At 65.4% G+C, this 26,703-nt stretch carries 25 protein-coding genes; 15 read left to right on the top strand and 10 right to left on the bottom strand.

Annotated features, from left to right (window positions below):
• Positions 1 to 35: 35 nt before the first annotated feature.
• From ACTDXD_RS14195 to ACTDXD_RS14175, 5 genes are all read left to right on the top strand, one after another.
• Positions 36 to 1,718 carry a class I adenylate-forming enzyme family protein gene (locus ACTDXD_RS14195; RefSeq protein ID WP_440122976.1) on the top strand — a complete coding sequence of 561 codons (1,683 nt, stop codon included), beginning with the start codon at positions 36 to 38 and terminating at the stop codon, positions 1,716 to 1,718.
• 90 nt (positions 1,719 to 1,808) lie between these two features.
• Positions 1,809 to 2,570, top strand: coding sequence for a (7aS)-7a-methyl-1,5-dioxo-2,3,5,6,7,7a-hexahydro-1H-indene-carboxyl-CoA hydrolase (echA20, locus tag ACTDXD_RS14190; RefSeq protein ID WP_440122975.1), 762 nt, complete (start codon positions 1,809 to 1,811; stop codon positions 2,568 to 2,570).
• Between the two features lie 77 nt (positions 2,571 to 2,647).
• Positions 2,648 to 3,529: a cholesterol ring-cleaving hydrolase subunit IpdA gene (ipdA, locus tag ACTDXD_RS14185; protein WP_440122974.1), complete on the top strand. Its 882-nt coding sequence runs from the start codon at positions 2,648 to 2,650 to the stop codon at positions 3,527 to 3,529.
• Positions 3,526 to 4,287: a CoA-transferase subunit beta gene (locus ACTDXD_RS14180; protein WP_440122973.1), complete on the top strand. Its 762-nt coding sequence runs from the start codon at positions 3,526 to 3,528 to the stop codon at positions 4,285 to 4,287. The genes ipdA and ACTDXD_RS14180 overlap by 4 nt, the downstream gene beginning before the upstream one ends.
• A gap of 20 nt (positions 4,288 to 4,307) precedes the next feature.
• Entirely contained in the window at positions 4,308 to 5,375 is a 1,068-nt protein-coding gene (locus ACTDXD_RS14175; protein ID WP_440127649.1) for an NAD(P)H-dependent flavin oxidoreductase, read from the top strand.
• Positions 5,376 to 5,453: 78 nt separating this feature from the next.
• Here ACTDXD_RS14175 and ACTDXD_RS14170 read toward each other — a convergent pair whose 3' ends face one another.
• Complete coding sequence (locus ACTDXD_RS14170) at positions 5,454 to 6,041, bottom strand: TetR/AcrR family transcriptional regulator (RefSeq protein WP_440122972.1); 588 nt, start codon at positions 6,039 to 6,041, stop codon at positions 5,454 to 5,456.
• Between the two features lie 113 nt (positions 6,042 to 6,154).
• On the opposite strand from ACTDXD_RS14170, the gene ACTDXD_RS14165 reads away from it, so the two are divergent.
• A complete protein-coding gene (locus ACTDXD_RS14165; RefSeq protein ID WP_440122971.1) occupies positions 6,155 to 7,717 on the top strand; it encodes an ABC transporter substrate-binding protein in 1,563 nt (520 codons plus the stop codon).
• A 41-nt stretch (positions 7,718 to 7,758) separates the two neighbouring features.
• Positions 7,759 to 9,339 carry an ABC transporter substrate-binding protein gene (locus tag ACTDXD_RS14160; protein ID WP_440122970.1) on the top strand — a complete coding sequence of 527 codons (1,581 nt, stop codon included), beginning with the start codon at positions 7,759 to 7,761 and terminating at the stop codon, positions 9,337 to 9,339.
• A 93-nt stretch (positions 9,340 to 9,432) separates the two neighbouring features.
• Here ACTDXD_RS14160 and ACTDXD_RS14155 read toward each other — a convergent pair whose 3' ends face one another.
• Complete coding sequence (locus ACTDXD_RS14155) at positions 9,433 to 10,179, bottom strand: class I SAM-dependent methyltransferase (protein WP_440122969.1); 747 nt, start codon at positions 10,177 to 10,179, stop codon at positions 9,433 to 9,435.
• Between the two features lie 134 nt (positions 10,180 to 10,313).
• Between ACTDXD_RS14155 and ACTDXD_RS14150 the strand changes: the two genes are divergently transcribed.
• Positions 10,314 to 12,290 (top strand): CocE/NonD family hydrolase, encoded by a 1,977-nt coding sequence (locus ACTDXD_RS14150; RefSeq protein WP_440127648.1) that lies wholly within the window; start codon positions 10,314 to 10,316, stop codon positions 12,288 to 12,290.
• Between the two features lie 22 nt (positions 12,291 to 12,312).
• On the opposite strand, the gene ACTDXD_RS14145 is transcribed toward ACTDXD_RS14150, so the two are convergent.
• The 4 genes from ACTDXD_RS14145 to ACTDXD_RS14130 all read right to left on the bottom strand — a co-directional run bounded on the left by ACTDXD_RS14145 (position 12,313) and on the right by ACTDXD_RS14130 (position 16,024).
• Positions 12,313 to 13,083, bottom strand: coding sequence for a GNAT family N-acetyltransferase (locus ACTDXD_RS14145; RefSeq protein WP_440122968.1), 771 nt, complete (start codon positions 13,081 to 13,083; stop codon positions 12,313 to 12,315).
• A gap of 45 nt (positions 13,084 to 13,128) precedes the next feature.
• Positions 13,129 to 13,311, bottom strand: coding sequence for a YbdD/YjiX family protein (locus ACTDXD_RS14140; RefSeq protein ID WP_440122967.1), 183 nt, complete (start codon positions 13,309 to 13,311; stop codon positions 13,129 to 13,131).
• On the bottom strand, positions 13,308 to 15,626 hold the full coding sequence (locus ACTDXD_RS14135; RefSeq protein WP_440122966.1) for a carbon starvation CstA family protein: 2,319 nt from the start codon (positions 15,624 to 15,626) through the stop codon (positions 13,308 to 13,310). The genes ACTDXD_RS14140 and ACTDXD_RS14135 overlap by 4 nt, the downstream gene beginning before the upstream one ends.
• A 128-nt stretch (positions 15,627 to 15,754) precedes the next feature.
• Positions 15,755 to 16,024 carry a DUF2277 domain-containing protein gene (locus tag ACTDXD_RS14130; RefSeq protein WP_440127647.1) on the bottom strand — a complete coding sequence of 90 codons (270 nt, stop codon included), beginning with the start codon at positions 16,022 to 16,024 and terminating at the stop codon, positions 15,755 to 15,757.
• 123 nt (positions 16,025 to 16,147) lie between these two features.
• Between ACTDXD_RS14130 and ACTDXD_RS14125 the strand changes: the two genes are divergently transcribed.
• The gene (locus ACTDXD_RS14125) at positions 16,148 to 16,552 is read left to right on the top strand and encodes a hypothetical protein (RefSeq protein ID WP_440122965.1); all 405 of its coding nucleotides are present in this window, start codon (positions 16,148 to 16,150) and stop codon (positions 16,550 to 16,552) included.
• Positions 16,553 to 16,617: 65 nt separating this feature from the next.
• Here ACTDXD_RS14125 and ACTDXD_RS14120 read toward each other — a convergent pair whose 3' ends face one another.
• From ACTDXD_RS14120 to ACTDXD_RS14105, 4 genes are read right to left on the bottom strand one after another with little or no spacing between them, the layout of a single operon-like run.
• A complete protein-coding gene (locus ACTDXD_RS14120; RefSeq protein ID WP_440122964.1) occupies positions 16,618 to 17,772 on the bottom strand; it encodes an acetyl-CoA C-acetyltransferase in 1,155 nt (384 codons plus the stop codon).
• Positions 17,773 to 17,781: 9 nt separating this feature from the next.
• Entirely contained in the window at positions 17,782 to 18,390 is a 609-nt protein-coding gene (locus ACTDXD_RS14115; protein WP_440122963.1) for a TetR/AcrR family transcriptional regulator, read from the bottom strand.
• Positions 18,391 to 18,428: 38 nt separating this feature from the next.
• Entirely contained in the window at positions 18,429 to 19,229 is an 801-nt protein-coding gene (locus ACTDXD_RS14110; protein ID WP_440122962.1) for an SDR family oxidoreductase, read from the bottom strand.
• A complete protein-coding gene (locus ACTDXD_RS14105) occupies positions 19,226 to 20,434 on the bottom strand; it encodes an acyl-CoA dehydrogenase family protein (RefSeq protein ID WP_440122961.1) in 1,209 nt (402 codons plus the stop codon). Before ACTDXD_RS14105 ends, ACTDXD_RS14110 begins: the two co-directional genes overlap by 4 nt.
• A 44-nt stretch (positions 20,435 to 20,478) precedes the next feature.
• Here ACTDXD_RS14105 and ACTDXD_RS14100 point away from each other — a divergent pair, with 44 nt between their 5' ends.
• Genes ACTDXD_RS14100 through ACTDXD_RS14075 form a run of 6 tightly spaced genes read left to right on the top strand, consistent with a single transcriptional unit; the run spans position 20,479 to position 26,649 of the window.
• Entirely contained in the window at positions 20,479 to 22,026 is a 1,548-nt protein-coding gene (locus ACTDXD_RS14100; RefSeq protein ID WP_440122960.1) for a FadD3 family acyl-CoA ligase, read from the top strand.
• Positions 22,023 to 22,892, top strand: coding sequence for an enoyl-CoA hydratase (locus tag ACTDXD_RS14095; protein ID WP_440122959.1), 870 nt, complete (start codon positions 22,023 to 22,025; stop codon positions 22,890 to 22,892). The genes ACTDXD_RS14100 and ACTDXD_RS14095 overlap by 4 nt, the downstream gene beginning before the upstream one ends.
• Positions 22,892 to 24,052 carry an acyl-CoA dehydrogenase family protein gene (locus ACTDXD_RS14090; RefSeq protein ID WP_440122958.1) on the top strand — a complete coding sequence of 387 codons (1,161 nt, stop codon included), beginning with the start codon at positions 22,892 to 22,894 and terminating at the stop codon, positions 24,050 to 24,052. The genes ACTDXD_RS14095 and ACTDXD_RS14090 overlap by 1 nt, the downstream gene beginning before the upstream one ends.
• The gene (locus ACTDXD_RS14085; protein WP_440122957.1) at positions 24,049 to 25,023 is read left to right on the top strand and encodes an acyl-CoA dehydrogenase family protein; all 975 of its coding nucleotides are present in this window, start codon (positions 24,049 to 24,051) and stop codon (positions 25,021 to 25,023) included. The genes ACTDXD_RS14090 and ACTDXD_RS14085 overlap by 4 nt, the downstream gene beginning before the upstream one ends.
• Complete coding sequence (locus ACTDXD_RS14080; RefSeq protein WP_440122956.1) at positions 25,020 to 26,069, top strand: acyl-CoA dehydrogenase family protein; 1,050 nt, start codon at positions 25,020 to 25,022, stop codon at positions 26,067 to 26,069. Before ACTDXD_RS14085 ends, ACTDXD_RS14080 begins: the two co-directional genes overlap by 4 nt.
• A 19-nt stretch (positions 26,070 to 26,088) precedes the next feature.
• On the top strand, positions 26,089 to 26,649 hold the full coding sequence (locus tag ACTDXD_RS14075; RefSeq protein ID WP_440122955.1) for an AAA family ATPase: 561 nt from the start codon (positions 26,089 to 26,091) through the stop codon (positions 26,647 to 26,649).
• Positions 26,650 to 26,703: the final 54 nt, after the last annotated feature.

Below are 26,703 nucleotides of genomic sequence, written 5' to 3'. Positions count from 1 at the left end.
GACACACAAGCGCCGTCGAGGAGGGGAGAGCTCTTGTGACCGTCCCGTCGGATCCGCGGCCGTTCCTGGACCAGCTCATTTCTCGTCTCACCGGTCGAGGTGGCGCCTTCGAAATCGTCATGGACGAGGTACTGGGCACCGAGATGCCGGTGATGAAGAACCGTGGCCGGGCCGTCGCCGACCTGCTGTCGCAGTCGCTCGTGTGGGGGGACCGAGAGTATCTCGTAACGTCGGAGCGCCGAATCACATTTGCCGAGCATGCGCGCGAGGCCTACGCGCTCGCCGCGGCGCTGCGCGAACGTTACGGAGTTTCGGTCGGCGACCGAGTCGCGATCCTGTCGGCGAATCGGCCCGAATGGGTCACTGCTTTCTGGGCGACGCAGGCGCTGGGGGCGATCACCGTGGGACTCAACGCGTGGTGGGTGCGGCCCGAGATCGAATTCGGGATCAGGTGCTCGCGCCCCCGGGTGGTGATCGTGGATGAGCAGCGAGCCGAAACCACGGCCGCCATGGGCGTGACCGACACGATCGTGCTCACGATCGAGGAGGATCTGCCGCGCTTGATCGCAGAGTTCGCCGGCGCGCAACCACCCCCGCCGAGAGTGGACGAGGACGACCCCGCTGTACTCCTGTACACCTCCGGCACGAGTGGCGAACCGAAGGGGGCGTTGCACTCGCAGCGGAATCTGCTGGCGGTGGCCGATTATCACCGTTATTCCGATGCCATTACCGCCGCCTGGACCGGTGGGCAGTATGCGCACGGTGTCCCCTCGGATACCCGCCACCTGCTCACCTCCTCCCTGTGCCACATCACCAGCCTGCACAACACCGTTGTGCCCCGCCTCGCGACCGGCAGCACCGTCGTCATGAACCAGGGCTGGCTCGGAATCCGACCCGTGCTGGAACTGATCGAAAGCGAAGAGGTCACCCACTGGAATGCCGTTCCGTCGATGGCGGCGCGGATGCTCGAAACAGAAGATCTCGACCAGTACGACCTCACCTCACTGATCGGGTTCACGTTGTCCTCGGAACCGACGACCCCCGAGTTCAAGCAACGGATCCGCGAGCGATTGCCCTTCGGCAGTCATGCCCTCGTCGACAGTTACACGATCACCGAATGCAGTACCTCGATCACGGCCGCAACCGCCGCATCACTCGACAAGTATCCGGGCACTGTCGGCGAGCCGGTGATCACGGTGAGCCTCGAGATCCGTGACCAGCACGGAGGATGGCTTCCCGACGGTCAACCCGGCGAGGTGTGCGTGCGCAGCCCGTTCGTGATGCTCGGGTACTGGGACGACGCCGAGGCCACCGCGCAGACGATCACCGCCGACCGCTGGCTGCGGACGGGTGACTACGGCGTCGTCGAGGGTGGTCGGCTACGGCTCCTGGGCCGGCGGGCCGACCTCATCGAACAGAACGGCGAATCGATCTACCCGTCGGAGGTCGAGCGAGTCCTCGGCGACCATCCTGCGGTCCGTGAATGCCTGGTCAGTGGCCTGTCCCATCCCGAGTGGGGTCAGGAAGTGTGCGCGGTTGTCGTTCTGAACCCTGGTTCGGACGCGACCAAGGAAGAACTGACGGCCTACATTGCCGATCATCTTGCCTACTTCAAAGTGCCGACCCGCTGGCGGCTCACCCGGAATCTGCTGCCTCGCAATACCACCGGCAAGATCGTTCGACGCCGCTTTCCCGGCGACGACCTGCCCGGGTACTGAGGCGCGACCCCGAGTCACTGTGCCCTGGAACAGGCATGTGCTAACTTACCAAGCAATCGCTTGGTTCGGTACCGACGTTAGGAAAATGCCATGGGCATCACCTCCACCTCCGACGGCGCAGGGATCACCACGGTCACCGTCGACTTCCCGCCCGTGAACGCTCTCCCCTCCGCCGCATGGTTCGAGCTGGCCGACGCCATCGTGGCCGCAGGCAAGGACATGAGCACGCACGTCGTCGTCCTGCGCGCCGAGGGCCGCGGCTTCAACGCCGGCGTCGACATCAAGGAAATGCAGGCCACCGAAGGCTTCGATGCTCTCATCGCCGCCAATCATGGCTGCGCCGCCGCATTCGCCGCGGTCTACGACTGCGAGGTCCCCGTCGTCGTCGCGGTCAACGGCTTCTGCGTCGGAGGGGGCATCGGGCTTGTAGGCAACGCCGATGTGATCGTCGCTTCCGACGACGCCGTATTCGGCCTTCCCGAGGTCGACCGCGGCGCGCTCGGAGCTGCAACCCACCTCGCACGCCTCGTCCCCCAGCACCTGATGCGCACCCTGTATTACACCGCGCAGAACGTCACTGCCCAGCAACTCGAGCATTTCGGGTCTGTCTACAAGGTGGTGCCGCGCGACGAACTCGACGCCGCCGCACGCGAAGTCGCCGGGATGATCGCCGCCAAGGACACGCGCGTCATTCGCCGCGCCAAGGAAGCCATCAACCGGATCGACCCGGTCGACGTGAAGACCGCCTACCGCATCGAACAGGGCTTCACCTTCGAACTGAACCTCGCCGGTGTCGCCGACGAGCACCGCGACGAGTTCGTCGCCACGGGCAAGCCCCGAAGCAACCACTGAGCCGTACAGAGAACTGAGCCGTACAGAGAACTGGGCGGTCCAGGAACTGAGCAGTACGAGAAGGAGCTTGAACACTCATGCGTGACAAGAGGATGTCGCTCGACGAGGCTGTCGGCGAACTGCGCAGCGGAATGACCATCGGCCTGGGCGGCTGGGGATCACGCCGCAAGCCCATGGCATTCGTCCGCGCAATTGCGCGTTCGGACCTCAAAGACCTGACCGTCGTGACCTACGGTGGTCCCGACCTGGGGCTGCTGTGCTCTGCGGGCAAGGTCAAGAAGGCGTACTACGGCTTCGTGTCGCTCGACTCGGCGCCGTTCTACGACCCGTGGTTCGCCAAGGCCCGCACCTCCGGTGATCTCGTCGCCCGCGAAATGGATGAGGGCATGGTCAAGTGCGGCCTCGAAGCGGCCGCCGCGCGCCTGCCGTTCCTACCGATCCGCGCAGGCCTCGGCTCCGACGTGCAGAGCTTCTGGGGCGACGAACTGCAGACCGTCACCTCCCCCTACGCCGACGAATCCGGGAAGCGCGAGACCCTGATCGCAATGCCCGCGCTGAACCTCGACGCTTCTTTCGTGCACCTCAACATCGGCGACAAGCACGGCAACGCCGGCTACCAGGGCGTCGACCCGTACTTCGACGATCTCTACTGCATGGCCGCCGAGAAACGATACGTCTCCGTGGAGAAGATCGTCGAAACCGAGCAACTGGTCAAGGAAGTTCCGCTGCAGCAGCTGTTGCTGAGCCGTCTGATGGTCGACGGTGTCGTCGAAGCACCGAACGGTGCCCACTTCACGCTCGCAGGCGACTCGTACGGTCGCGACGAGAAGTTCCAGCGTCACTACGCCGAGGCCGCCAAGACCCCCGAGTCGTGGCAGGCCTTCGTCGACCGGTTCCTCTCCGGATCCGAAGAGGACTACCAGGCCGCCGTCAAGAAGTTCGCAGAGGAGCAGGCATGACCACCACCGACACTGTGACCCGCGCCGAGTACTGCGCAATCGCATGCGCCGAGATCTTTTCCGGTGCAGGCGAAATCGTCGCCAGCCCGATGGCGACGCTCCCGCAGATCGGCGCGCGTCTGGCCAAGCTCACCACCGAACCCGACCTGGTGATCACCGACGGCGAGGCACTGATCCTTGCCGAGGTGCCCGCGCTCGGCGCGAAGGCCCCGGTCGAGGGGTGGATGCCGTTCCGCAAGGTGTTCGACGTCGTCGCATCCGGACGCAGGCACGTGGTGATGGGCGCCAACCAGATCGACCGGCACGGCAACCAGAACCTCTCCGCCTTCGGCGACGACCTGCAAAAACCGACGCGACAGATGTTCGGTGTGCGCGGCGCCCCGGGTAACACCATCAACCACGCCACCAGCTACTGGGTGGGCAAGCACTCGACCCGCGTCTTCACCCACAAGGTCGACATCGTGTGTGGCGTGGGCTACGACAAGATCGACCCCGAGAACCCCGCGTTCCGTTTCCTCGAGATCCCCCGCGTGGTCACCAACCTCGGTGTGTTCGACTTCGGTGGGCCGGACCACTCGTTCCGCGCCGTCACACTGCATCCGGGCGTCGACGCGGAGACCGTCGCCGCGAACACGTCGTTCGAGGTCGCCGGCCTCGCCGAGGCAGGCGTCACCCGCGAGCCGACCGCCGAAGAACTGCGACTGATCCGCGAGGTCATCGACCCGAAGAGCCTGCGCGATCGCGAGGTCTCGCTGTGACTTCCGGTGGCGGAAAAGCCCTGCTGCGTACTCCGCTGACCGAACTCGTCGGCATCGAGCACCCCATCGTCCAGACGGGCATGGGGTGGGTGTCGGGTCCGCGTCTGACCGCAGCGACGTCGAATGCGGGCGGTCTGGGAATCCTCGCCTCGGCGACGATGACCTACCCCGAACTCGAAGCGGCAGTGGCGAAGACGAAGTCGCTCACCGACAAGCCGTTCGGTGTGAACATGCGTGCCGATGCGTCGGACGCGGGAGAACGTATCGACCTGTTGATCCGCGAGAACGTCAAGGTTGCGTCGTTCGCGCTGGCTCCCAAGAAGGAACTCATCGCAAAGCTCAAGGATCACGGCATCGTCGTGGTCCCGTCGATCGGCGCAGCCAAGCATGCGGTGAAGGTCGCGTCGTGGGGTGCGGATGCGGTGATCGTGCAGGGCGGTGAGGGCGGTGGTCACACCGGGCCCGTCGCCACCACGTTGCTGCTGCCCAGCGTGCTCGACGCCGTCGACATCCCGGTCATCGCTGCGGGCGGTTTCTTCGACGGTCGCGGTCTCGCCGCAGCACTGACGTACGGTGCGGCCGGTGTCGCGATGGGCACGAGGTTCTTACTCACCAGCGACAGCGCCGTGCCGGATTCGGTCAAGCAGCAGTATCTCGCTCGCGGTCTGCAGGACACCACCGTGTCCCTCAAGGTCGACGGAATGCCACACCGCGTCCTCAACACCGAACTGGTGAACAGCCTCGAGAAGTCCAGCTACGCCAAGGGGCTCGTCGCAGCGGCACGGAACGCGACGAAGTTCAAGTCGATGACCGGCATGAAGTGGTCCACGCTGGTCAAGGACGGACTCGCCATGAAGAAGGCGAGCGACCGTACCTGGCAGCAGATCATCATGGCCGCCAATACCCCCATGCTGCTCAAAGCCGGTCTCGTCGAAGGCAATACCGAAGCCGGTGTGCTCGCCTCGGGTCAGGTCGTGGGCATGGTCGACGACCTGCCGAGCTGTGCAGAGTTGATCGACCGGATCATGACCGATGCGGTTGCTCGTATCGATGCGCTCGGAGCCCTGCGGGAATCCGGACGCGTCTGACGAACCTCGCAGCCCTGATGTAGTGCTCGCAGCCCCGGTGATCATCCACTGGGGCTGCGAGCTTTACATTCACCCTGCTTACTTCTCGTCGTTCACGGGTCGCAGCATTCGCACGATCATCTCCACCGTCCGCTCGACCGGGTCGGGTCGGGAGTCCGTGATCGGCACGACGATGCGCGTCCATACGGCTCCGAGGAGCATGTCGAACACATCGTTGGGGTCGAGCGTCGGATCGACGGTGCCCGGTGGTGCCGATTCCAGGATTGCGAAGAACTGTGGCCGCACCGACACCCGCTGGTAGGCGGCGCCGTGGCCGGCGTCGGACCGGCGATGCGCCAGCAGAGGCCCCGCCGCCGCACGGGTCGCCGGATCGCTGAACGTGTCTGTGTACGCGCGGATGAAGCGGCGCAGATCCTCTCGGAGGTCTCCGGTGGGGCTTACCTTCAACGGACTTTCCATGGGGAAGGCGGCGTCCTCGATCAGCTCGATCCGGGATGACCACCTTCGATAGATCGCCGACGCGTGCACACCCGACCGCACCGCCACGGCCTGGATTGTCGTCGCTTCGAATCCTTGCTCGGCGAGCAGTTCGCGCGCGGCGACGAGTGCCCGTTCGTCGATGCTGGTGTCGCGCGGTCTGCCCGGACGACGGGACGCGTCCGCCATGTGGGCGATCGTACCCAGTCTGCCTATTTCAGGAGATGGTCTTCTATATCTCGCTCGATCTTGCTAACTTCTCTCCTCAGGACTTGTGACACACCCCACAATGAGGGAGATCGATGATCCGGCGCACTCTGACCACCGTCGTTGCGGCATGTTCGGTGTTACTTCTCGTGGGGGCATGCGGCGCGCCCAACTCCGGCGGCGACTCGGACGAACCGGTCGGTGATCCCGTCTCCGGTGGTTCGGCCACCATGATCCAGGTTCGCGAACCGGTATCGCTCGACCCGGCTGCATTGAGCAACAACTGGGTCGGCCAGAGCCTCCTCGGAAACGCGCTCTACGGAACGCTGATGATCGACAATCCCGAAACCCTCGAGATCGAATACCGGATGGCGACCGGCTTCTCGACCACCGACGGCGGCAATACGTTCACGCTCGAGCTGCGACCCGGCCTGACTTTCACCGACGGAACACCCCTCGATGCTCAAGCAGTACACCTCAATTGGTCGCGTATCGCCGACCCCGACACGGGGTCGAGCTCTCTCCCCCAGGCCTCCCAGATCTCCGCGACGGAGGTAGTCGACGACACCACCCTGAAGGTCGTCATGGCCAATCCGAACCCGATGTTCGCCTACTCGATCACCAACAGCACGCTGAACTGGATCGCCTCCCCCACTGCCCTGGAGATGGGCAAGGACGCCTTCAACAACTCTCCGGTCGGAGCGGGGCCGTTCAGCCTCACGGACTGGCGTCGCCAGGATCGCATGGAGCTCACACGCAACCCCGGCTACTGGGACGCACCTCGGCCCTATCTCGACAACATCACCCTCCTGAGCGTCGCCGACGGCACCCAACGGGTCAACATGCTCGCATCAGGCGGGGCCGATCTCGCCTCGGAAACCAGCTGGACAGCATTGGCCAGAGCTGAGGATGCCGGGCTGGGCACCGAACTCGCACCCGTCGGCGGCGGGCAGTACTTCGCGATGAACACCCGCCGCGCCCCGTTCGACGACCCCCGCGCGCGTCGCGCCGTCTCGATGGCATTGAATCTCGACGACATCAACGCGGCCGCTTTCGAAGGCACCGGCGACATCCCGGAGACCCTGTTCCCCGAGTCTTCACCGTTCTACAAGGACATAGCGTTGGCCGAGTACAACTCCGAGGAGGCCCAGCGCCTGTTCGACGAGCTCGCCGCGGAAGGAAAGCCCGTCGAGTTCTCGTTCCTTGCAACAACGTTGCCGGAGACCAAGGCGACCGCGGAAGTCAGTCAGGCGCAACTTGCCGCGTACGACAATGTGAACATGGACGTCGAGATCGTCGATTTCGCCGCATTCATTCCGCGCAACATCGCCCGCGACTACGACATGATGATCTCGTCGGCGAATGTCCAAGAGCCGGACTCCACCTTGTGGAATGCCTTCCATTCACGGTCGATGGGCAACGTCACCGGTATCTCCGATCCCGAACTCGACGCTGCTCTCGATGCGGGCCGCGTGGGCACCACACCCGAGGAACGCGACGCAGCCTACGAGATCGTGCAGAAACGACTCCACGAGGTTGCTCCCGGCGTCTGGTACACACGCGCGGCGCCGGCCGTCATGACCACCGACAATATCCACGGCATCCGCATGTACTCACTCGGCTCCCCGCTTCCTGCGGAAATGTGGGTCACGGGATAACGACGCACCACATCACCGCTACCTGAAGGATAGGTACATTCATGCTCGAATGGGTTGTTCGGCATAGAAACCCGGTCACCGCGCTCGTCTCCATCTGCGCGGCAGCGCTGCTCCTGACGGCGTGCGGAGCAGACGGCGGCTCCAGCGCGTCTGCGGGGTCCGACGGTGAACCGGTTCCTGGCGGCGTCGCCCGTATCATCCAGGTGCGCGAACCAGTGTCGCTCGACCCGGCGACCCTCGCCAACAACTGGGTCGGCCAAGGCCTGCTGGGCAATGCGCTCTACGGGACGCTGATGATCGACGACCCGCACACGCTCGAACTCGAACATCGGATGGCCGAAGATTTCGTCACGTCCGACGGCGGCGCCACCTTCCTCCTCACCCTGCGGCCGGATCTCGCCTTCACCGACGGAACACCGCTCGACGCCGAAGCAGTGAAGTTCAACTGGGATCGCATTCTCGATCCGTCGCTCGGATCCGGTTCGCTGACACTGGCGTCACAGATCGCAGGGACCGAGGTCATCGACAATGCAACATTGAAGATCACTCTCGTTGCACCCAACCCGAAGTTCGGGAACTCGATCACATCGAGCGGGCTCAACTGGATAGCCTCCCCGTCCGCGCTGGCCGAGGGAACCGACGCCTTCAACGCAGATCCCGTCGGCGCGGGCCCATTCACACTGACGGAGTGGACACGCCAGGACCGCATGAAACTCGAACGCAACCCCGGCTACTGGGATGCGCCCCGTCCGTACCTCGACGCCATCGAACTCCGCGCCGTCAGTGACGCGAACCAGCGTGTCAACATGATGGTCAGCGGTGGCGCCGATCTGGCGTCCGAATCCAGCTGGGCAGCGCTGGCGAAGGCCGAGCAGGCAGGGTTGGCCACCGACGCCGTACCCGTCGGCGGCGGGCAGTACCTGGTCATGAACACTCGACGTGCCCCGTTCGACGACCCCCGAGCCCGGGAGGCGGTGAGCGCGGCAGTGAATCTCGACGACATCAACAGCGCGGTGTTCGAGGGGCACGGCCAGGTTCCCGATACGCTGTTCCCGGAGTCCTCACCGTTCCACGCGGATATTCCCCTCCGCCAGGAGGATCCGGAGCGGGCGCAGCAACTCTTCGACGAATTGGCCGCGGAGGGGAAACCTGTCGAATTCACTTTCACCGCAACTTCTCTCGTGGAGATCAGATCCGTGGCCGAGAGTCTGCAGGCGCAACTCGCCGCCTACGACAACGTCGAGGTCGAGGTGGAGGTGCTCGACATCGCGGGATACATGCCGCGCACTGCAGCCCGTGATTTCGACATGATCATCTGGGCCGCCGACAGCCCCGAACCCGACACCACCTTGTGGAACGCTTTCCATTCCACCTCGTCGGGGAATCACACCGGAATTTCGGACCCCGCGCTGGACGCCGCGCTCGACGCCGGACGTACGGGCACCACGGGCGAGGAACGTGTGGCCGCATACCGAACGGTGCAGGAACGACTCGCCGAGCTCGAACCCGGAATCTGGTACATCCGGTCGGCGCCGTCGGTGATCAGTAGCCAGGATCTGCACGGAGTGCAGATGTATGCACTCGGATCGGCACTACCGGACGAATTGTGGCTCACTCCATAGCTTCGGTCGGTGTCCGGCGTGCAGTTCTCGTCGCAATCTACGGATACGCAATCTACGGATAATAGCGACGAAAACTGCATGCTCACGGGTGCTTCAGATCGTTCCCACGCGCATGTTGACGGGCGACGTGAACTCCCGCGTTGTCGCGGGGTCACCCCACAGGTCTGCCAGATCTGCTGCGAAGGACTCGAGAACCTCGGATTTTCCCGCCTCCGCGGCCTTTCGGGTCGCCGACCATGTCGAGAGATAGCCCAGCATGCCGTTCAGGTCCCACTCCTTGTGGATCTGCATCGGTGGAGCAGGACGCTCGTCGAAAGGAAAGTCGATGTCGGCATAACCGTTGTCGACGTGCGTGCGTTCCTCGGGCCAATACGGGCCGATCTCGGTCCGATAGAAGTGCTGAAACCGCTCGTCGAGGTCTGCGTCGAGTTCTATGACCCCGTAGCTGACCAGCGCGAGCACAGCATCGTCGACGGCGATCCGCCGGACCTCGCTGTAGAACGCCGGGCGGTCGAACCAGTGCGCCGCCTGCGCGGCGGTGATCAGGGCAGCGCTCCGATCCGGCACGGGAAGCGTCTCGGCGGGTGCCTGAAGGTAGCGGACCCGATCATGGAGCCTGGCGTTCGCGATCTGATCTGCACTGGGATCGACTCCGATCACGACATCGAAACGGGTTGCGAGCTGCACCGTCAATTGGCCGTTTCCACATCCGACATCGACCGCCAGATCGGTCGCCGGAGCAAGAGAAGCGACGAACTCCGCGAGCTCCGCCGGGTACTCGGGACGAAACTGTGCGTAGGCCCGACCGCCGCGATCGAACCAGTTCTTTCCCGCCGCCATGATCCGAAAATACAGCACACCTGTGTGTGCACATCGTTGACCTGGGGATTACCGACGGCTAACGTGCCAGCAAGCTGTTACTGCCGGTACAGGGGGAACCAAAGGTGAAAAGACGTCTCATCAGTGCTGTCGTCATGGCGGCGACCGCCGCTATGACGATTGCTCTCGCACCCACGGCTGCGGCTGATCCTGCGGGCGGCGCCGATGCAATCGGATGGCAGGAGGCCGTGGATGCGCCCGATGCGTACCCCGGCACCGCAGTCGAGTGGGATGTGCCGATCACCCTCAGCGACGGAACTGTACTCCGCGCCAATGTGTTCCGCCCTGCGAATGCCGACGGGACACCGATCGACGAGCAGACGCCCGTGGTTCTCAACCTCACGCCGTACACCAAACTTCTGTCGACGCTCGCGTCCGTCGCGATGGAGGATCCGACTCTTCAGCCGCTCGTCGAAGATCTCGGGACGATCCTCGATCTCGGCGTTCCCTTCGACGGCATCACGGAGCTTGCCGCCCCCGCGGCGCAGCTGGGACGCGCCTTCGGGCTCAACCGCGACCTCGTGCAGAACGGCTATACGCAGGTCATCGTCGACGTCCGCGGCACCGGATTTTCCCATGGACAGTGGGACGTGCTCGGACCTCGCGAACAACAGGACACCGTCGAGGTCATCGACTGGGCGGCGTCGCAGCCGTGGTCCAACGGTCGCGTCGGCACCACGGGTGTGTCGTATTCGGCGATCAATCAGATCCAGGCTGCCGGACACCGACCGGCCGAACTCGACGCCGTGTTCGCCGTCGAACCCGGCAACGATCTGCTCCGCGACATCGTCGGCACCGGCGGTGCGATCGGCGTCGGCTTCATGCCGGCATGGCTCGGCCTCGTCAACGGCCTCAAGTGGGCCCCCGAAGTCGAAGCCCTGCTGCAGGGCAGATTCGATGCGCAATGGCTCCGCGATCGTATGGCCGATCCGTTCACGAAGATCCCCGAACTCGTCGAAGCACTCACCGCACCGACCATCGAGGGTGTCTCACCCGAGGCACTCGAAGTCGCGCAGGATGGCCCGTTCTATCAGGAACGACAAGCAGATCTCGACGCGATCGACGTACCCACCTTCGTGTTCGGCAATTGGCACGACATCTTCGCCAACAGCGAGCCCGACATCTACAACTCGATTCCGGTGTCGCCCGGCAACAAACAACTCGTGATGGGCGACGGGTACCACGCCGTCCTCGGCGAGGGCTTCGGCACTCCCGGACACCCGCCGACGATGGTCGCATTGCAGCGTGCCTGGTTCGACCACTGGCTCAAGGACATCGACAACGGCATCACCGAGTACGGTCCGGTTACGCTGCTGCAGCAGGGCGGTGGCTGGACCACCACCGACCAATTCCCGCGTGCGGGTGTCGAATACCAGCGGATGTACCTGTCGACGACACCGAGCGGCACTGCGGCGCACTCGGTCCACGATGGAAGCCTGCAGCCCACCCCGCAGGATTCTCCGGCGCGGCTCACCGTCGCACCCGGCCTGCGCGGGGTATGTTCGAGGGAAGCTGCGCAGGGCACTGCGGGGATCGCCGTCCTCCTCGGATCGAACTGCACGAAGGACGCACGCTTCAACGAGGCAGAGGGCCTGACGTTCACCTCGCGGCCGATGGCAGAGCCGACCGTCATCTCCGGGCCGATCAACCTGCATCTGAACACGGTGCTCGACACCCCGGACGGTTTCTGGTCGGTGTCGATCAATGATGTTGCACCCGATGGCCGCTCCACGGTGCTGTCGAGCGGATCCCTGGTTGCGTCACTGCGCGCGATCGATGATTCGAAGAGTACGTTCACCTCGTCGGGCGACTACACGCGCGCCCATCCGTACCTGACTCTCGACACACACCAACCGGTCGTGCCCGGCCGGCCCACGCAACTCGATATCAGCATGCTGCCCACCGACGCGATCCTGCAGCCGGGACACCGCATCCGGATCGACGTCTACGCATCCAGCATTCCCCGGTCATTGCCGCTCGGCCCGATGCTCCACGACAGTGGGCTCGCACCGCAGCATCTCGAACTCGATTCCGCCGTACCGAGTTTCGTCACGTTGCCCGTCGTGGGCTGATCACCGTCCGTGGCAGCAGATATCAGGGGACTTCGAAGCCGCGGAATCGCACGTCTTTCCGGGGCTGGAAACCCAGCCGGGAGTAGAGGTCCAACGCGCGTGTATTGCTGTGCAGCACATGAAGAAAGGCTCTCTCGCCGCGTGCCGCGATTCGTGCAGACAATGCCTGGACGAGGTGGCCTGCGTAGCCGTGACCGCGCGCATCCGGTGCCGTACACACTGCACTGATCTCGGTCCAGCCGGGTGGGTGCAACCGTTCACCCGCCATCGCGACGAGAGTACTGCCGTGGCGGATACCGAGGTAGGTGCCGATTTCGGGGGTTCGAGGATAGAACGGTCCCGGCCGTGTCCGGTCCACGAGATCGAGCATCGCCTGCCGGTCGCCGGGACCGAGTTCGTGCAGTTCGGCTCCCTCGGCGAGGTCCGGTGCGTCCGCGTGATCACCGGGGGCCGGTGCGAGCATCTGGAGTCCGTCGACGGAGAAGACGGGCTTCCACTCGTTCGGCGGAGCGTGCGGGCAATCGAAGAGGTCCGCGAGAGCACCGGACCCCAGCAGTCGAGCAAGATCGGACCAGTCCTGCTGCTCAGGATCGGGGGGCACTGCGCAGAAGGTGGCGACGTCGGCGCAGTACGTGGCCGCACGGCCCGCCCGGCGGGCGAGATGGGCGTGATCACCGGTCAGCGAGGTGTGTACAGGATTGTCGAGGACATTCGTGTCGACGACACGGCCTTCGGAACCCACTGTCTGCACTCTCCCCTTCGTCCGATTCGACGCGCCTGCGGCGCGATCCACACTCCGAATCGTAGAAGAGCCCGGCCGGTTGCGCCCACGCCCGCATCAACAGCAGCGTGCCCCGGGGTCTGCTTCGCTTGCGGCGTGCCTCTGACGCCAATACTCACGCTCGGTCATGACCGGGTCGCCGGAGTTCAGCCGCCGCTGCAATTCGACGTACCGCGCGTAGTCGTGATCGCCCATCAGCGCACCGACCCACCACCACACCCGACGCACCGCGGTGATCACGGCGTCCCGCTCTCGTGCTGATGCGCGTGATCGGCGTGTGTGTGGGCGGCGCCGGGTGCACGCACCTTGCCCGACGCGATGAGTTCATCCCATTGCTTCTGCAGTTCACGCTCGGCCGGTGTGGGTACGAATCCGGCAGGCGCGAAGATCTTCGACGGCACATCCGGCGACTCGGTCGTCGGCATGCCGCCGAGCCGCACCGACCGGATGCACACCACCACGCCGGCAATAGCCACGATGAGAACGAGTACCGCGAACACGATCGACAGCGTGCCCTGGATGAACGTGTTGCGGATGACGGCGTCGATCGCGGCAGGTGAGGCGGCCGAACCGAACCGGGTCTCGCCTGCATTCTTCGCATCGACGAACGCATTGTGCTGCGCCCAGTATCCGACCGCGCGGTCGCTGGAGAAGATCTTCTGCCACGACGCCGTCATCGTCACGATGAGATCCCACACCAACGGGACGCCGGGGATCCACGCCCACTTCAGCAGCCCCTTCTTGACCACGATGGTGAGGACGATCGTCAGTGCGATCGCGGCGAGCAGCTGGTTGGCGATACCGAACAGCGGGAACAGGGTGTTGATGCCGCCGAGCGGATCGGTGACGCCCATGAGCAGGATCGCACCCCACAGTGCGCAGACCACGAACGAGCAGAACCATGCACCGGGACGCCACGACGGGTCCTTGAAACGCTTTGCGGCACCGCCGAAGTTGCCGAGGGAGTCCGACAGCATGAACCGCGCGACACGTGTGCCTGCGTCGACGGTCGTGAGAATGAACAACGCCTCGAACATGATCGCGAAGTGGTACCAGAACGATTTGAGACTGTCGCCGCCGAACAGGTCGGACAGGACGTTCGACATACCGAAGGCCAGGGTGGGCGCACCACCTGTTCTGGAGATGATCGATTCCTCCCCGACCGCGGCCGCCGCGCCGGCGATCTGTTCTGGAGTGACGTCCGGCGAGGACAGTCCGAGACTGTTCACATAGGCCGCAGCTGTTTCGGGGGTGCCACCGGTAAGCGCTTCCGGCGCGTTGAGCGCGAAGTACAGGTGCTGATCGATGATGCACGCGGTGACCAGGGCCATGATCGCCACGAACGATTCCGTGAGCATCCCGCCGTACCCGATGAGGCGGGTCTGCTTCTCTTTCTCCAGCATCTTCGGAGTGGTGCCGGAGGAGATCAATGCGTGGAACCCCGACAGCGCGCCACACGCGATGGTGATGAACAGGAACGGGAACAGCGACCCGGCGAACGCGGGCCCGTCACCGTCGATCGCGAACGACGTGACGTCGGGCATCTGGATCTCGGGGCGGGCGATAAGGATGCCGATGGCGAGCAGCGCGATGGTACCGACCTTCATGAAGGTCGACAGGTAGTCGCGCGGGGCGAGCAGCAACCACACCGGCAGGACGGACGCGGCGAACCCGTAAGCGATCATCAACCACGCGATCGTCACCTTCGACAGGGTGAACCATTCGACACCCCAATCGGTTTCGGCGACCCACCCTCCTGCAACGATTGCCAGGACCAGCAGCACGACACCGATCGCAGACACTTCGGAGACCTTGCCGGGGCGCAGATAACGCAGATACACACCCATGAACAACGCGATCGGAATGGTCATCGCGATGGAGAACAACCCCCACGGGCTCTCCGCGAGTGCATTGACGACCACGAGTGCGAGCACCGCGATAATAATGATCATGATCACGAAAACGGCGATCAGGGCAGCAATTCCGCCGATCGGGCCGAGTTCGTCGCGTCCCATCTGTCCGAGACTGCGCCCGCGCCGCCGCGACGAAATCCACAGCACCAGGAAATCCTGGACTCCACCGGCCAGGACGACACCGACGATGATCCAGATCGTTCCCGGCAGGTAGCCCATCTGAGCGGCGAGGACCGGGCCGACGAGGGGGCCGGCCCCTGCGATCGCGGCGAAATGGTGTCCGAACAGGACCCGCCGGTCCGTCGGCATGTAGTCCTTGCCGTTCTCCAGGACCTCGGCGGGGGTCGCGCGATCGTCGCGCGGTTGCACGATCTTGCGTTCGATGAATTTGGCGTAGAACCGGTATGCGACAAGATATGTGCACACTGCCGCGATCACGAACCACACCGCATTGATGTTCTCGCCGCGCACCACCGCGATCATCGACCAGGCGAAGCCACCGACGAGCGCGAGGACTACGAAGACGATGCGCGCCGTGGCGGACATCGGTGTTCGATCGACGACGCCCACCGGGGGAAGAGCCGGGTCCGTGCGCAAGTATTCGACGTTCGCGTCGCTGGGCGGCGTCGGGTCGACGGCCATCTCGGCTCCTCACCGGAGCCGACGCTGAGCGGCAACCGAATGCGCCCGACGGCTCCTCGACAACGTGCACAGTTATGGCCTGCGTCACGCTACCCGCGGATGGGTGCCCAAGAACCGAATTGATGGATTCAGCCCCGCGAGGCGATCCTCGCCTGCACTTCGGGGCGCCGCAGCGGCGGCACCGTCGGTGGTGGTTGCCGCCGCTCGGGAAGGAGATCGAGCAATCTCGTGGTCGTCGCGGCGACCTCAGCGACGGCTTGCTCGAACGGCTCCCGGGTGGCATCGGACAGTTTGTGGATTCCGCTGACCTTACGGACATACTGCCGGGCGGCCGCCTCGATCTCCTCGGCGGTCGCTACCGGTTCGAGCCCGCGCAGCTCGGTGATGTTCCGGCACATGCCTTCGAGAGTAGTCCCGAACATCATGCGCGACATCCTGTCGAGGAGTACAGATGAGTGCGTTCGCTGCGTAAGGTCGACCCGTTGTCGACCGATCTGTTGTCACCTATGTGAGGGAGCCGGATGCGATTCCGATACGCAAGTGCCGCCGCGGCTGTGTTGTCCACCGCAGCGATCGTCCTGACCACCCCGGGTACAGCGGGAGCCGCCGCGACCGCCGAGGTCGTGCCCGGCAGAGCCCGGATCCTGGTGAACGTCCACGGCGTGCCGGTTCATCCGGAGAGTTGCCGCGTCGACCCCGACGCCGACGGTAACACTCAGAGTTTGCCGCTGGAACCGTCGAGCCGGATGGTCGCGCACCAGGTCGCCCCCGGAAAACGGCACGTCAAGGTGTGGTGCCCGGATGGTGGCATCATCTACGACGGGTTCGTCGACGTCCTGCCCGCCGATCCTGTCGCCGATTTCGTCGACACCGTGTTCCGCACAGCGGGCAGCAGCGACCGCGTCACCGATCCGACGCTGCGCTGACCCAGGGAACGGAATGCCCACGGTGACGGCACTGTGTCCGTCACCGTGGGCATTCCGTGCGGGGACTACTCCGAGATGCGCTCGATGATGGTGACATTAGCGGTGCCGCCACCCTCGCAGATGGTGAGCAGGCCGTACTTGCCGCCGACACGCTCGAGTTCGTTGAGCAGGGTCGCCATGAGCTTGGTGCCGGTAGCGCCGAGCGGGTGACCGAGCGCGATCGCGCCACCGTTGACGTTGACCTTGGCCGGGTCGGCGCCGATCTCCTTGATCCATGCGAGCACGACGGGAGCGAACGCCTCGTTGATCTCGATGACGTCGATATCGTCGATGGTCAGACCGGTCTTCTCGAGTGCGTGCTGCGTCGCCGGGATGGGGGCGGTGAGCATGAAGATCGGATCGTCACCGCGAGCGCTGAGATGGTGGATGCGTGCGCGCGGCTTCAGGCCGTGCTTCTTCACGGCCTCGTCGGACGCGAGCAGCAGCGCCGACGCGCCGTCGGAGATCTGCGACGCGACGGCCGCGGTGAGGCGGCCACCCTCGACGAGAGTCTGCAGGCCCGCCATCTTCTCGAGGCTGGTCTCGCGGGGTCCCTCGTCGACGGCGGCGTCTCCGAGGGGCACGATCTCGTTGTCGAAGCGGCCCGCGGCGATCGCGGCCTTGGCGCGCTCGTGACTCTGCAGCGCCCACTGTTCGAGCTCTTCGCGGCTGATGTCCCACTTCTCGGCGATCATCTCGGCGCCCTTGAACTGGGAGACCTCGTCGGAGCCGTACCGCTCGACCCAGCCCTTCGATCCCCCGAACGGGGTGTCGAAGCCGTATTGCTGGCCGGCGGTCATGGCCGACGAGATCGGGATCTGCGTCATGTTCTGCACGCCACCCGCGATGATGAGGTCGGCGGTGTTGCTCAGGATGGCCTGCGCACCGAAGTGGATGGCCTGTTGGCTCGATCCGCACTGGCGGTCGACGGTCACACCGGGCACATGCTGCGGGTAGCCGGCCGCGAGCCACGCGGTACGAGCGATATTGCCCGCCTGGCCGCCGATCGCGTCGACACAACCGAAGACCACGTCGTCGACGTCTGCCGGGTCGATGCCCGTGCGCTCGACGACTGCCTTGATGACGTGTGCGCCGAGGTCGGCCGGGTGCACATCCGCCAGGCCGCCCTTCTTCTTGCCGATCGGGGTACGGACCGCGTCGACGATGTAAGCCTCGGTCATTGTTGCTCCTTATGCGGGGTTCGGGTTCGACAGTCCGTCGAGAACGATGGAAAGGTACTGCTGCGCAACTTGTTCGACGCTGAGCGCTCCGCCAGGCCGATACCAGCGCACCGCGACCCACACCGTGTCGCGGAGAAAACGGAAGACGACGTCGACGTCGACGTCGGGCCGGAACACTCCCTCCGAGATCCCTCGTTCGAGCACCCCCGACCACAGTGTGCGGAACTCCGTGTTGAGTTCGGCGATGTAGGAGAACCTGTCGCCGTCGAGGTGCTTGGCCTCGTCCTGATAGATCGCGACCGCGGCGTGCGATCGGTCGATCGATTCGTAGGACGTCGTGACGAGGGCTTCGAGCGTCGCGCGTGGGTCGAGGCCTGCGGCCACGATCTTGCGGTACCGGTCGAACAGGTCGTCGAGGAAACCTCGCAGGATCTCGTCGACCATCGACTCCTTCGAGTCGAAGTGGTGGTAGAGGCTGCCGGAGAGGATCCCCGCGGCATCGGCGATGTCGCGGACCGTCGTGGCGCGGACACCGCGTGACGCGAAGAGGTCGGCCGCGATGTGGAGCAGTTCGGCGCGGCGGCCGGTCTTCGCTGAGTCGTCGCGAGGTGGGGTCATGGAGCAAAAGCCTTTCGAACTTCCGGCCTGTCGAACTACTAGGCCCGCTGCGAGGAGATCGAGACGATCTCGCCGGTCAGGTAGGTGGTGTAGTCGCTCGCCAGCATCGCGATCGTCGCAGCAATCTCCCACACCTCCGCCGCACGACCGTACGCCTCGTCGGACGCCAGCCGGTCGAGCAGTTCCTCGCTGGTCACCTTCGCGAGGAAGGCGTGGCGCGCGATGGACGGGGCGACGGCATTGATGCGGACACCGTATTCGGCAGCCTCGATCGCCGAGCAACGGGTGAGGGCCATGACGCCGGCCTTCGCCGCGGCATAGTGTGCCTGCGAGTGCTGGGCACGCCAGCCGAGCACCGACGCGTTGTTGACCAGGACACCGCCGTGGCCGGCCGACTTGAAGTAACGCAATGCCGCGCGCGTCGCCCGGAATGTGCTCGTGAGAGTGACGTCGAGGACGCGATCCCACTGTTCGTCGGTCATGTCGACGACCGGGGTCTCTCCGCCGAGCCCGGCATTGTTGATCAGCGTGTCGATGCGGCCGAGCTTGTCGGCGGCACCGGTGATGAGCGCGTCGACCTGCTCGGTGGACGACACGTCGCACACGATGGAATGCACGTGCTGTTCGGGGAACTCCGCGGCGAGCTTGTCGGCGGCCTCACCGAGGCGACGCTCGTGGAAGTCCGAGATCAGGACGTCGGCGCCCTCGAGCAGGGCGCGCCGCGCCGATGAGAAACCGATTCCTGTTCCGGCCGCCGCGGTGACGACGACCTTCTTGCCTGCGAGCAACCCGTGCCCGGGGGTTTCGACGGGCGGGGTGGACAGCGGGGAGGTGGTCACGGGCGAGCCTCTCGGGGAAGGCCGAGCACACGCTCGGCGATGACGTTGCGCTGGACCTCGTTGGATCCGCCGTAGATGGTGTCGGCGCGGGTGAACAGGAACAACCGCTGCCATTCGGCGAGCTCGAGATGTTCCGGGTCGGTGATGTTCGACGGGGTGCCCGCGTGATCGTGGTCGGGGCCGATGAGCGATGCAGCGCCCTGGACCTCCATGGCGAGGACGCCGAGGTCGCGGTGCCAGTTGGCCCAGAGCAGCTTGGCGACCGAGGCCTGGCCGGGATCGGCGTCCCCCAGGGTGCGGAGGGCGTGGGCGCGCATCACCCGCAGCCCGACGCGGGCACGGGCGATCTTCTCGCGGATATTGGGGTCGTCGATCGAGCCGTTGGCCCGCGCGAGGCCGACGACACCGTCGAGTTCCCGTTCGAAGCCGATCTGCTGGCCGAGAGTGGAGACGCCGCGTTCGAAGGTCAGCAGGCCCATCGCGACCTTCCAGCCGTCGCCGGGCTCACCGACGACGAGGTCGGCGTCCGTCACCGCATCGTCGAAGAAGACCTCGTTGAACTCGGAGGTGCCGGTGAGCTGCTGGATCGGCCGAACGGTGACCCCGGGCTGGTCGAGCGGCACGAGCAGGAAACTCAGGCCCTGGTGACGGGTCGAGCCCGGTTCGGTGCGCGCGATCACGAACGCCCACTGGGCGACGTGCGCAAGGGATGTCCATACTTTCTGGCCGTTGATGATCCACTTGCCGTCTTCGAGGCGCGCGGTGGTCGAGACGTTGGCGAGGTCGGATCCGGCACCCGGCTCGGAGTACCCCTGGGCCCACAGTTCGGTGACGTTGCGAATTCCGGGGAGGAATCGCTTCTTCTGCTCCTGGGTGCCGAACGCGATGAGGGTGGGTCCGAGCAGTTCCTCACCGAGGTGGTTCACCCGCGCGGGCGCGTCGGCCTTCGCGTATTCGGTGTGGAAGGTGACCCGCTCCTCCATGGTTGCACCGCGTCCGCCGTATTCGGTGGGCCAGCCGATGCAGGTCCATCCGGCCTCGGCGAGGTGGCGGTCCCACGCGAGTCGTTGTTCGAAGAACTCGTGCTCGCTGCCGGGCCCGCCCTTGCCCCTGAGGGCGGCGAATTCGCCGGTCAGGTTCTCGTCGAGCCACGTCCGCACGGTGGCCGCGTACTCGGTATTTTCCAGGCTCTCGCTCTCTTGCACGTCTGTACGATAACCTACCAAGCAATTGCTAGGTAGGGAGCTCAGTGAACACACATCCGAGAACCACGCCGGCCGCCCTCGTCCGCACTGCCGAGACCTGGCCCGACCGGCTCGCGATCGTCGACGGCGAGACCCGACTGACCTTCGCACAATTGCACGCACGCGTGCGGGACTTCGCTGCGGCCCTGGTCGCTCGCGGCGTCGAACCCGGTGCGCGCGTCGCGATCTGGTCGCCCAACACGTATCACTGGGAAATCGCTGCTCTCGGTGCGCATTGGGCCGGTGGCGTCGTCGTCCCCATCAACACCCGTTACACCGCGGGCGAAGCAGCCGAGATCATCGAACGCGTCGGCGCGTCCGCGCTCGTCATCGTGGGCGACTTCCTCGGCTCCGATCGCTACGCACAACTCCGCGAGGTCGCACCCGATCTCACCGTCCCCACAGTCGTGCGAGTCCCGGTCAGCGGGAACGACAATCCGGTCGACGGAGTCACCGACTGGGACGATTTCCTCGCCGCTGCCACCGACGCCTCGCGTACCGATGCCGACGCTCGCGCCGCAGCCGTCGAGCCCGACGATGTCTCCGACATCCTGTTCACCTCCGGCACCACCGGAAAGAGCAAGGGCGTGCTCAGTGCACACCGCCAGTGCATCGGCGTCGCGCAGGCATGGACCGAATGCGCCGAACTGACCGTCGACGACAACTACCTCATCATCAATCCTTTCTTCCACACCTTCGGATACAAAGCCGGGTTCGTGGCGGCGCTGCTCACAGGGGCAACGGTCATCCCGCTTGCCGTCTTCGACGTCGAGAAGGTCATGGCGATGGTCTCGGCCGAACGCATCAGCGTGCTCCCGGGCGCACCGACGATCTACCAGAGCATCCTCGACCACCCGTGCCGCGGCGACTACGACCTGAGCAACCTGCGCATCGCGGTCACCGGCGCCGCGCCGGTGCCGGTCTCGCTCGTCGAGCGCATGCAGACCGAACTGAACTTCGACGCGGTGATCACCGCGTACGGCCAGACCGAGGCCGTGGTCGCCACGATGTGCCGCACCGACGACGACCCCGTCACCGTGTCGACTTCGTCCGGACGCGCGACCGCCGACTTCGAGGTGCGGATCGGCGACAAGGGCGAGATCCTGCTGCGCGGCCCGAACGTGATGCTCGGCTACCTCGACGATCCCGAGGCGACCGCCAAGACCATCGACTCCGATGGCTGGTTGCATACCGGCGACGTCGGCACCCTCGACGAGCGCGGGTACCTCGACATCACCGACCGCCTCAAGGACATGTACATCAGCAACGGATTCAATGTGTACCCCGCCGAAATCGAGGCGTCGCTGCTGCGGATCCCCGGTGTCCACGAGGTCGCCGTCATCGGCGTACCCGACGAACGGGCCGGAGAGGTCGGTTGCGCCTTCGTCGCCACACTGGACGGAGCGGATCTGACCGAGGATCACGTTCTCGCCTACGCCAAAGAGAATCTGGCCAACTTCAAACGACCCCGGTCGGTGCGCTTCGTCGACCACCTTCCCCGGAATGCGTCCGGCAAGGTCCTGAAAAACGTTCTGCGTGAGGAGAAGTCATGACAGTCCCATTCGAGCCCGACGTCGTCACCTACGAAGTGCGTGACGGTATCGCGATCGTCACCCTCAACCGTCCGGACTACCGGAACGCGCAGAACTCGGTGATGACGTACGCCCTCGACGCCGCCTTCGAGAAGGCTGTCGAGGACGACGAGGTGAAGGTGATCGTGCTCGCGGGCAACGGCAAGCACTTCTCCGCCGGCCACGACCTCGGCACCCCCGGTCGCGACCACCACGTGCACTACGACAACAAAGCCGTCATGTGGTGGGATCACGTCGACAAGCCGGGTGGCGACCAGCGCTATGCCCGCGAGATGGAGGTCTACCTCGGGATGTGCCGCCGCTGGCGGGAGATCCCCAAGCCGACCATCGCGATGGTCCAGGGGGCATGTATCGCCGGTGGACTCATGCTCGCGTGGGTGTGCGACCTCATCGTCGCCTCCGACGACGCCTTCTTCTCCGATCCCGTCGTGCGCATGGGCATTCCGGGTGTCGAGTACTTCGCACACCCGTGGGTCCTCGGCACCCGGTTCGCCAAGGAGATCCTGTACACCGGCGACCGCTTCACCGCGCAGCGCGCATACGAAGTCGGCATGGTCAGCCGGGTCGTGACACGCGACGATCTCGAATCCGAGACCCTCGCCCTGGCCGGACGTATCGCGGAGATGCCGCGATTCGGCCTGGCACTGACCAAGCGTGCGGTGAACCAGTGCGAGGACCAGATGGGTATGCGTAACGGCATGGACTCGGTCTTCGGCCTGCATCACTTCGCACACTCGTACAACGCGGAGGTCGGCACCGACTCCCTCGGCGGCATGGACGCCAAGTCGATGGCTGCCAGCGCTCGTCCGGCCGAGGAGAGCAAGTGATGGATCTCGAACTCGACTCCGCCACTCTCGCTTTCCGCGACGAGGTACGGGCGTTTCTCGCCGAGAACGTCCCGAAGACCCCGCTGAAGTCGATGGACACCGCCGAGGGCTTCGAGGAGCACCGGCAGTGGGAAGCACTCCTCGCCGACGCGCGCCTGTCCGTCGTCTCGTGGCCCGAATCGCTCGGTGGCCGCGACGCGACGCTCGAGCAGTGGGTGGTGTTCGAGGAGGAGTACTACCGCTCGGGTGCACCCGGCCGGGTGAGCCAGAACGGCATCTTCCTGCTCGCCCCCACTCTGTTCGAGCACGCGAAGCCCGAACAACTCGAGCGCATCATGCCGCGAATGGCGCGTGCCGACGACATCTGGGCACAGGCCTGGTCGGAGCCCGAGTCAGGCAGCGACCTCGCGTCGCTGCGCTCGACGGCGACGAAGGTCGACGGCGGGTGGCTGCTCAACGGGCAGAAGACGTGGAGCTCGCGGGCCTCGTTCGCCGACATGGGCTTCGGTCTGTTCCGCTCCGATCCGGAAGCCCAGCGCCACAAGGGCATCACGTACTTCATGTTCGATCTGCGCGCTGAGGGCGTCACCGTCCGGCCGATCGATCAGCTCGACGGCGAACCCGGATTCGCGGAGATCTTCCTCGAGAACGTCTTCGTCCCCGACGATCCGTCGAAGCCCGGTGAATCCGGTGTGATCGGTGAGGTCAACGCGGGATGGCGTGTCGCGATGAGCACCGCGTCGAACGAGCGTGGCCTGTCGCTGCGTGCGCCCGGACGGTTCCTCGCCACCACCGACCGGTTGCTCGCGCAGTACTCGCAGTCGCCGCTGCACGGAGACACCGCGCTTCGGAACAAGGTCGCCGACGCGTGGATCGGTGCACGCGCCTACGAACTGTCGACGTGGGGCACGGTCACCAGGCTCACGAACGGTGGCCAGCTGGGCGCCGAATCGTCGATCAACAAGGTGTTCTGGTCGGAATGGGACATCGCCACCCACGAAACCGCCCTCGACCTGCAGGGCGCGCACGCCGAGGTGGTCGACAACTGGACCGACGGCTACCTGTTCTCACTGTCGGGCCCGATCTACGCAGGCACCAACGAAATCCAGAAGAACGTCATCGCCGAGCGACTGCTCGGCCTCCCGAAGGGCGACCGATGAGATTCGCACTCGATGAATCCCACGAGGATTTCGCGTCGAGCATCGACGCGCTCCTCACCAAGTCCGATATGCCCGCTGTCATCCGCGCATGGAACAGCGGAGACACCGCACCCGGCCTGACCGTGTGGCAGCGACTCGCCGAGACGGGAGTGAACGGCCTGCTCATCGCCGAGGAGCACGATGGTCTCGGTGCCGACGCGGTCGACCTCGTCGTGGCCGTCGAACAGCTGGGCCGCCACGCGGTTCCGGGCCCGGTCGTCGAAACCGTCGCTGTCGTACCCGCGCTGCTCGCAGCGGTCGCTCCGGGTCGTCTCGCGGCGCTGGCATCCGGGTCGCTCGCGACCGTCGCGGCAGCTCCGGACACGCCGTATGCGGTGGACGCCGATGTGGCCGAGCTGCTCCTGCACGTCGACGGCGAGTCGGTGTCGACGGCCACCGCAGGTGAACAGCACGCGTCGGTGGACCTCGCGCGTCACCTGTTCGAGGTCTCGTCCGCCGACGTGCTCGGCTCGACCCCGTTCGACGCCGCGTTCGACCTCGGTGCACTTGCAACCGCCGCGCAACTGCAGGGCCTCGGCCGCACCCTGCTCGACATGTCTGTCGAGTATGTGCAGCAGCGCAAGCAGTTCGGCCGGGTCATCGGTTCGTTCCAGGCCATCAAGCATCACCTCGCCGACGTTGCCGTCGCACTGGAGATGGCACGTCCGCTCCTGCACGGTGCGGCGCTCGCGGTCCGCGATGGCCTGCCCACCGCGTCGCGCGACGTGTCGGCGGCCAAGGTCGCGTGTGGCGATGCCGCCTACCTCGCGGCACGTACGGCACTGCAGGTGCACGGCGCCATCGGATACACGCAGGAATATGACCTGTCGCTGTGGATCACGAAGACCCGCGCACTTGTCACTGCATGGGGCACACCCGATTTCCATCGCGAACGCGTCGTCGCGGCACTCGAGGGCGAGGTCGCGTCGTGACCTTCGAAACCGAGGATCGCGCGGCACTGCGGGAGTCGGTACGGAGCCTGCTCGCGAAGCACTCGGATTCCGCTGCCGTCCGCAAGGCGATTGCGTCCTCCGACGGCTACGATGCGGATCTGTGGTCGCGGCTCGTCGAGCAGGTCGGGGTTGCCGCGCTCGCGATTCCCGAGGAGTACGACGGCGTCGGTGCGTCGTGGGCCGAAACCCACGTCGTTCTCGAAGAACTCGGTCGGGCGTTGACTCCGTCCCCGTTCCTCGGATCGGCGGTTCTCGCCGCACAGGCGGTGCTGCTCTCGGGCGACACCGACGCCGCATCCCGGCTGCTGCCCGGCATCGCCGCCGGCGAGGTCGTCGCGGTGTGCTGGGCATCGGAAGCGGGGTGGCACCGGCCGGGTGTCGCCGCCCACGGCGATGTACTCACCGGCACAGCGCACTACGTCCTCGGCGGCGACATCGCCACCACACTGCTCGTGATCGCCGCCGACGGTGACACGACAGCGCTGTTCGAGGTGGATCCGCAGACCGACGGCGTTGCGCGTCGCAGGGTTCCGACGATGGACCCGACTCGGCCGCTGGCCGAGGTGTCGTTCTCCGCTGTCGCAGCCCGCCGGTTGTCGTCGACCGACGACCTGGTGGAAAGGTTGCGAACTGCCGCGGTGATCGCGGTGTCGGCCGAACAGGTGGGCGCTGCCCAGGCGACTCTGGATCTGACGGTCGAGTACACGAAGAACCGCAAACAGTTCGGTCGTGTCATCGGTTCGTTCCAGGCGCTCAAGCACCGTATGGCCGATATGTATGCGCTCGTCGAAACTGCACGGTCCATGTCGTACGCGGCGGTGCTGTCGCAGGATCCGCAGGATGCCTACGCGGCGAAGATCTACTGTTCGGAAGCATTCCAGCAGGTCGCATCCGAGGCGGTGCAGCTGCACGGCGGTATCGCGATCACGTGGGAGCACGACGCGCAGCTGTTCTTCAAGCGCGCGCACGGCACCGCGCAGTTGTTCGGGCAGCCGCGCGAATATCTGGTCGCAGTCTCTGCCTGAGCTGCGATAACCTCCGGCGGTGCCTCTTCTCGACTCGGCGACACCGCCACCCGACCGTCCCTGCCGCATCGTTGTGGCGGGGACGTCGGGTTCCGGGAAGACCACACTCTCCGCCCGTCTCGGCGACGCACTCGGGATCGAGCACATCGAGATCGACGGGCTACATCATGGTCCGAACTGGACGCCGCGGCCGTCGTTCGTCGCCGACGTGGAGGACTTCACCTCCCAGCCGTATTGGGTGACCGAGTGGCAGTACACCGTGGTCCGTCCATTGCTTGCGGAGCGGGCCGATCTGATGATCTGGCTCGATCTACCTCGCCCCGTCGTGATGCGGCAGGTGATCCGCCGGACGCTGCGCCGCCGGGTCCGGCGTGAGGTGCTGTGGAACGGCAACGTGGAACCGCCGCTACACACCATCTTCACCGACCGCACGCACATCATCCGCTGGTCGTGGTCGACGTACGGGCTTTTCCCGGAGCGCATCCGCGAAGTTCTCCAGCGGCGTCCCGAATTGCCGATCGTGCGTCTGACGAGCCGACGTGACATCGACGGGTGGATGGCCCGCCTCGGGTGCGCGTAGCCGCAGCAACCTCACCCTGCCGATGTCGTGTCCGGTATGTATGGTTTCTCAGCA

Source organism: Rhodococcus sp. SJ-3, from assembly GCF_051918125.1.
Taxonomy (GTDB): Bacteria; Actinomycetota; Actinomycetes; order Mycobacteriales; family Mycobacteriaceae; genus Rhodococcus.
Note: the sequence above shows the minus strand (reverse complement) of the source record. Positions and strands in the feature narration are given on the sequence as shown.